The organism is Syntrophorhabdaceae bacterium (assembly GCA_035541755.1).
Lineage (GTDB): Bacteria > Desulfobacterota > Syntrophorhabdia > Syntrophorhabdales > Syntrophorhabdaceae > PNOF01.
The window spans coordinates 70,980-78,319 of sequence record DATKMQ010000174.1 but is presented as its reverse complement, the minus strand read 5'-3'; the positions used below and the strand labels follow the sequence as shown (position 1 = coordinate 78,319).

General features: G+C 52.2%; 5 protein-coding genes and 1 tRNA gene. 2 read left to right on the top strand and 4 right to left on the bottom strand.

All coding sequences use genetic code 11. The features are described 5' to 3' along the window. Positions 1-521, top strand: a 521-nt coding sequence (locus tag VMT62_17410; protein ID HVN98207.1) for a hypothetical protein, incomplete at its 5' end; no start/stop codon positions are given. A 460-nt stretch (positions 522-981) separates the two neighbouring features. On the opposite strand, the gene VMT62_17405 is transcribed toward VMT62_17410, so the two are convergent. Further along, a tRNA-Arg gene (locus tag VMT62_17405) sits at positions 982-1,055 on the bottom strand. 218 nt (positions 1,056-1,273) lie between these two features. Here VMT62_17405 and VMT62_17400 point away from each other — a divergent pair. Further along, the gene (locus VMT62_17400) at positions 1,274-1,456 is read left to right on the top strand and encodes a hypothetical protein (GenBank protein ID HVN98206.1); all 183 of its coding nucleotides are present in this window, start codon (positions 1,274-1,276) and stop codon (positions 1,454-1,456) included. A gap of 180 nt (positions 1,457-1,636) precedes the next feature. Here the strand turns inward: VMT62_17400 and VMT62_17395 are convergent, their stop codons facing one another. The 3 genes from VMT62_17395 to VMT62_17385 all read right to left on the bottom strand — a co-directional run bounded on the left by VMT62_17395 (position 1,637) and on the right by VMT62_17385 (position 7,245). Further along, entirely contained in the window at positions 1,637-2,803 is a 1,167-nt protein-coding gene (locus VMT62_17395; protein ID HVN98205.1) for an MFS transporter, read from the bottom strand. A 79-nt stretch (positions 2,804-2,882) separates the two neighbouring features. Continuing rightward, entirely contained in the window at positions 2,883-3,680 is a 798-nt protein-coding gene (locus VMT62_17390; GenBank protein HVN98204.1) for an alpha/beta hydrolase, read from the bottom strand. 70 nt (positions 3,681-3,750) lie between these two features. Further along, the gene (locus tag VMT62_17385) at positions 3,751-7,245 is read right to left on the bottom strand and encodes a tetratricopeptide repeat protein (GenBank protein ID HVN98203.1); all 3,495 of its coding nucleotides are present in this window, start codon (positions 7,243-7,245) and stop codon (positions 3,751-3,753) included. Positions 7,246-7,340 lie beyond the last annotated feature (95 nt).

Genomic DNA, 7,340 nt, shown 5'->3' with positions numbered 1-7,340 from the left:
ACTGCGAGCTTTACACGATGTTGACCGTTCACCGTGCGCTGCAGGGCGTGTATCCCCTCGGTGGCCACCCTGGAAGACGGAACACGACTCTGATACATAAGGAGTGGCCCGAGACGAGAGCAAGGCCGGGAAAGCAGGGCCGGCGAGGAAACTTCGACCTTGTGATACTCGACCCCGAGAAGATCCCCAGACACACGGTCAAGGAGTTCTGCGGCGGTCGCATCAAGCCAACCTTCGTCGTTGAGATGGGCCTGAACTACAAACTCAAGCACCTGCAGAACGACGACACGAAGCTGACGAACAGCCGTTGCCAGCACGGCTACCTTGTTCACTTGTGGCAACCCCACAGGGGCATGCCTCCTGTCGATGTTGGTCTCTTGCAGGACTGGTGCAGCGGAAAGTTCCATATCGCGGCTGCGGTCTTCACTCGCGCCGGCACAATGGTCAAGCATCTGAACGATCCCGCACTGAACCTGCAGGCTCAGGAGACGCCGGACTCCCAACAACCGCCTGCAAAATAACGTCGCGTCGCACCGCACTTTGAGGCGTGATGTTGAGCTGCGTTTCATCCGGTAACCCGCAGTTTAATATAATATGCGCGATGCTTGCTTCGTAGGTCTTGTTGGTAATGTCGACGCCACCTAATTCTTCTATTGACCGTAATATCGAGTTTAAGTCTTGTACACCTATCACCTTTAATCGTAAATCATCAAGTGCATGCAACCACCCGACGCAAGCAAATCGTAGTTGCGCTTAGACCCTGACCCCTACCCCCCTGTGGGGGTCAATCGTTACTTAACACGATCATCCTCATCACAACGCTGTCGTACTTTAGAGTCCTGCTTAACTTTGGAACCTGCTGGGAATAGCGTTTGGAAAAAGTGTGTTTGCCTTATCGGTTTATTGCCATTGGGTAGCTATGGGGTAGCATAAAAGGCTTGTGAAATTGTGATATGGTATGTAAGTTACTGATATTATTAATGCGCCCAGCAGGAATTGAACCTGCAACCTTTGGATTCGTAGTCCAACACTCTATCCAATTGAGCTATGGGCGCATTATTGATCCGGAAAGTGCTCCCTACTCGTTACCATGTTTAATTACCATATTCCGGGCCTTCTTGTAAATGAAACTCATCGGGTGAAGCCCTGCGATCGTTCAAAGATCCCTTGATTGCAATCGAGACCCGCATGCCGGGATGTACGTCACGTTTCAGGTGATTGAAATAGCGTTTAGCCGTGCTTAAGGTTATTCAGAGGACGAAAGGAGGGCGCTATGGTAAGTCTTGAGATGAGTGAGGAAGAGGCCAAGCTACTCGCAAATGTGCTCGAGAGGTATGATTCACATCTGGAGGTGGAAATAGTCAGAACCCACAGGCGTGAGTTCCGTGACGCACTGAAGGAGAGACAAAAGATTCTCAAGACACTCATTGAGCGGTTGAAGAAACTCGTAAGCTGACCGACGGGGGAGACCCCGGTTATCCGATCCGCTTATGCGGGGCCTGTCCTGGCTCACGCCATGCCCGATAGGCCGAAGGATTTGCAAGCCGAACTGCGGCTCTTTATTGACGCCTGTTCCGTACATAGATAGGGAGGTACGTGCGCGGAGGGCATGACCCTCGTGTTCTTAATATCGTCATCAATCGATCTTACTCTCCTCTATCTGCTTCTCACGTTTTAAAGCCAGAGAAAGACACATACAGATAACAGGCAGGACGGCAAGTATAGAGATCGTGGCATAGAGGCCGTGGCGGTCAGCGATCATCCCCAGCGCCGGGGTCATGATACCGCCGAAGGATAAAGCAAGGCCCAGGGTAACCCCGGAAGCAAGTCCTATGTGGTTTGGAAGATATTTCTGACCGAGCACGACCATGGGGCTCACCGGGAATGAGAGCACGAGCCCGATGGGGGCAAAAAGTGCGACGAATAATGCCGGAGAGGAGGCCACAAGTAGAAGCGGGAGAAGACAGGCAAGCAGAGTGAATCCTGCAATCACCACGACCCGTAACCCGAGTCGGTCAGCGATGCGGCCGCCGAGAAGATTTCCGATCATGCATGCCACCACAAATACGGTCAGAGAGGCACCCGTGGTTGCTTTTGACTGGTGGAGCACATAGATCAGGTACAGGGGAAGAAAACTGTTCAGTCCATAAAAAACAACGGAGCGGCAGAGCATGGCGCCTGCAAGAAACGAAAAAGGCCCCCAGGCGTCTTTGCCTGTCACCTGCGCATCCTGGGTTCTATGCTTCCTGTGATCAATAATCGAAATCCCCTTGAGGGTATGCACCATGACTGCCGCAAGGACGAGCGCCGGTACACCGAACGAGAGTGTGCCCTTGAGTCCAAATGGCACGAGCATAGCCGTGGCGAAAATAGGACCCACCGCAAAACCGAGCTGGCCGCCCACAGAAAAGTAACTCATGCCCGTGGCTTTTTTTTCTCCGGCCAGTTGATTGATGAGCTTAGCCCCTTCGGGATGAAACGCGGCAAAACCGAGACCGCTCAAGGCCACACACACGAGGGCAATGTTAAACGTGGGGGCAACGCCCGATAAGGAGACCCCCAGTGCGGCCATGACCATGGCTGCGGGTATCATCCACCGGAAGGGCTTGCGGTCGGCGATATACCCGAAGAAGAGCTGCATGAACGTGGATACGAGGTTGGTAACAAATATGACCATGGCGGCTGCGGTATAACTCACATGGTGGGCGGCAATGAAAAAGGGGAGAAGAATCGGAATGGCGCCCTGGTTGAGATCCGTTGCGGCATGGGCAAGCACGAACAGGCTGATGGATTTATATTTCACGGTGTTGTCCTTTCGTTCATATCGCAGCTCCGCTCAACCGACGGGCGTCTTGTCCGTAACCCAAAAGAATGCAGGCGGCTCATGCCGGCGGGGCAGGCATTGTCTTAGTTCTCTCAACGAACTTGCGGATGACTTCAAAATACTGTTTAAGACCGACAAACATGATGTCGTTATGGGTAGCCCCGGGGATGATGAGCACCTCCTTGTCAGTGGAGCCAATGTGTTCGGCAAGGGCTTCCGCCTCTTCGGGTGGGACGAGCGTATCGTACTCACCGTGGATGATGAGTACGGGGGTTGCGATCTCACGGATCATCTCGAGGCACTCTCTATCGATCTTATCGAGGTCTATGCCTCCGACGGGGACATCGAGATGCACAAGAAGCCTGACGATGCTCGGAAAGCCACTTTCGATGATGAGTCCCCGGATGGCCTGTCCGCGGCGATAGGCGATCTCCAGCGCCGATATGCTTCCTAAGGAACGGCCCATGATCCACGGGTCGGCTTGATACCCGCGCTTATCGAGTTCTTCTCTCACGGCGTCATAGATTTTGTGGGCGTCAAGAGAAATATCCGTGAGTGTGGGGCTGCCGCCGCTCTTTCCATAGCCACGATAGTCGGCCACAACTAGGTTCATTTTGTATTTGAAAAAGAATGGTGAGATTTCATCGTAGTCGCTCACTACTTCCCCGTTCCCGTGGAAATAGAGAATCCATGGCCAGCCGGCTTCTCCCTTGTAGAAACGGCAATGGATTAAGACGTCTTCAGCCACGGTCACAAAACGATCGAAAGCAAAAGCGGGGCAGGGGCTGAAATCCTCCCTCGGATAGAAAACATAGGCGAGAACCGATGGATTGTCTACTACTGCATAGTCAGGCATGGTTATCTCCTTTTTGATCGTTTATGGATCATACTTTTTCTTACCCGCGATCCGGCTCTGCAATTTTCTGTTACTCCCCGTACATAACAAAAGAAGACCAGAAAAATGGATGCTCCATGGTACTCCTTTCGTTGTCCGCGTCTTCATTGCCGTGGATGAGATCGATCTTCGCAGCGCGGAGCGCTTCGCCGGTCGCGAGTCTCTTGTCTATGATGTTGCTATAGAACCTCACCATGAGCGCACGCGTTGCCTTCGGGCTCACGTTCCAGAGATTAATAAGCACGGCAGGGCTCCCTGCGTAATGAAGCGCCTGGGTCATCTCCGCGATCCCGTCTCCCCGGCTTGCATTGTCGATTGGCGCCTCGTCATGCGAGATTGTGATCAGTTTGGCCTTGTAGTGGCTATTCATAATGTTACCAATCGTGAGAAAAGCTTTGTCTTTATCTGTCTGTGTCTCGCTCAATGCGATTGCCTGAAATGTGTCACTGAGGATGCCCCGGGTTGCGAAATGGATATAGCCATAGTTCTCCATATCCGGTTTCATGGCGTATTCTTCGCTTGCGTCGCCCCCAAGCAGCGGCTTTGTTATCTTGTCGTTCTTCGCGAAGATTCGTTCAATATCCTCTACTTCCTGGCCGCTCGCCTCTAATCTTTCAAGTCTGCCTCCTGAACCGAGATACTGCTCGTGCGCACCTTTACCCACCGGGGGAAATGCACGGGTGCCATTCTCGCCATTTTTGACTTCGGATGATGAGGGATGCAGGCCTTCCTGATTATATGCCGGGTCGCCAAACCCCACGAAACTCTCGGTGGTCGCCCTGATCTTGTATTCGGTGCGAAGGTCTTGAAGAGTTGTTGCCGATTGCACGTATCGAATGGGGTATTTCTCCACCATAAATGAGGGCTTTTCCGGGCCTTCTGTGACGAGTGCCTCAAAAGGCAGGTAGGTGAGCGCGCCGTGAGGGATGACAATGACCGTTTTGTTTTCCAGAGACGCCTTTATGGGCTCTACGAGGTCGGCATACAGGCGAGACAGGATGCGTGTATTGAGCGGAACTCCACGAAGGTAGCCTTTTATGTTGTTCAATGCGGCGGTGACTTCTTCTCGCAAGCCCGATTCGTCCACGGGGAGCCTCACGAGATCGTGTTTCCTTTTGCCGATAACAAAGCAGTAAGCCGCGCTATCGGCGAAGAAATATTCCAGCACGACCTCTTGCTCGCCCAGGATCTGTTCTTGCAGGACGCTCAGGGTGATGGGCGTCCGATATCGGATTGAGCCGTATCGGGGAGCTTTATAGAGGATCATCCGCTTTATAGAGTCATGCTTATCTACGGCTGCGCTATATTCGCTCTTTAGCGATCGTACGAGAGACTCGTTCAAGGAAGGCTTGCTCAATTCCCAACGAATTCTTTGATTGAGTGTGAGGAGGTTTATTTCGGCGGTCCTCACTCCCTGTCTTAAAGAATCGTCAATTCCAGATTGAATATCCGCCCCGGTTCTTGAGAGTCGGTCGGCGAGGGCGTCGGCCTTCATGGCTTCAACATAGCGAAAGGCCCTGGGGTAGTCGTTATTTCGGATAAGACATGCTATGGCATCCTCGTAGTAGCGGGTTAATCGCTCGTAATCACGCCGCTTCATTTCGGGAAAGACGCTGCGGCTTCGCGCGGTTTCGAGTTGGGTGAATCCCCGATCATATGTCCCGATCGCCTCTGCGATCATCCCCTGCTTCTTAAGGATCGATGCCTTTTTAAAAAGCACTTGCGCCTCGCCCCTTCCATCGCCAGCCTCGCCATAAAAAAGAAGCGACTTGTCATACTGTTCCAGGGCTCCTTGAGGATTGTCTGTGAGGGAGAGTGTGTCGCCCATGCTTTCGTGTACCTCTCCCCTTTCCAGAGGAAAAGGGGATGCTCCGATCACCGCGAGCGCTTGCTCGTACTGAGAGAGCGCCTCTGCGTATTCTTTCTTGCGTTGATCTATATCACCCATGGCTAAATAGATTGCGATCTCTCCGCGCGGTTCCTTGAGCCTCTGGTAGATGGGAAGCGCTTTACTGAGCGCCTCCGCTGCGCGGGTATCCTCTCCAGTTCTGAGATAGACCCGGGCAACACTTTTCAATGCGTCGGCCTCCTCCCCAGGCGAATTGGCTTTAGCGTGAAGAGAAAGCGCTTTTTCATAGAACTCAGCCGCGTGCGCATTGTCTTCTCGTGAGAGATAAACGTCGCCGACGGCCCGGTACAGATTGGCCTGCCCGAGAGTATCGTCTACTTTCTCATACAAGGGCAAGGCCTTTCCATACATCTGAAACGCCTCTGATACATCCCCCGTTTCGTAGGCGATATCGCCCATGCCCCAGTAAACATCCGCCTGTCCCGCTGGTTCCTTTATCCTTTGATAGAGAGCGAACGCCTTTTCGTACGAGATCTTTGCCTGATCGAGACTGCCCGTCATCGCCTGTATTTGTCCCATTCGCGTTACGGCCCGGGCCACACCCCGAGGATACTGTGCCCTGGTATAGAAAGAAAGCGCCTTTTCACAAAATCCCAGGGCCTCTACGTTGTCGAGTTTGCGGGCGCTCACTTGTGCCAGGTCCATTTGGATATTACCCTGACCGATCAAGTAATTTGCATCGAGGTAAGCGGGAAGCGCTTTGTCGAAGAGGCTTTTGGCCTTTTCCGTATCGCCGCCTTCTATCTCAATCTCGCCGAGCGAGCGGTAAATGTCAGCTTGCCCCAAAGTATCCTGCGCATGTGAGTAGTAGATAAACGCCTTGTTGTACGCGGTTAAAGCATTCTTATAATCTCTTTTTCTAAAAGACATGTCTCCTATGCCGCGATACAAGGCGCCCTCAACCGAGAGGTCCTCCTGTTTGAAAGAAAGACCTGTGGCCCTCCGATACAGGGAATCGGCCTTCTGATTGTCGCCCGTATACAAAGAAATGTCGCCCAGTTTACGATATACGCTGCCCTGACCGGCAAAAGAGTCGGCATACATATAAAGGTCGAGGGCCTTATTGTACATAAGAGCAGCCTCTTCGTTATTGCTGCTCGTAAGCGCAATATCGCCGGTGCCTTCGTACGCCTTTGCCTGGCCGATTGAGTCACCGATCGCCCTGAACACGGCGATGGCTCCATCATAGAGCTTGAGCGCCTCCTGGTTGTTGGACGTTAAGAGATAATAGTCGGCAACTCTCAATGATTCATCTGCGAGCGTCTTTTGATCGTCTTTTATCCTGGCCGTTTGAAGACCGAGGGCGATAAGCTTATCATCTCTGTTCTTCATACCCGCACCAATGATCCTCTCGATGATCGATGCGTCGATGTCTTCCTTGTTTCTGTTTACTAAGGACCAGTAATTGTTCTCGTGGAGGGCATAGGCATCGAGTAGTTCTTTGAGGATTTCGTCATTCGAGGAACTCAAAATATCCGCTTTGGCCATCGGGGTGAAGACGAGCAAAAATACGGCGATCGCAAGAACGAACCGCACCGTTTTTGCTACACCTCTCGCACTTCTTAAAGAGACAGAGTACAGACGCTTTTGCCTTATGAACAGATTTAGACGCATCATTACGATCTTACGTATTCAAAAGGAATTTGCGGGCCCACTACTGCATGTGCCGTTTTTTCTCACTAAATAGACCACTTGCGGTCGTTAAATGTCAA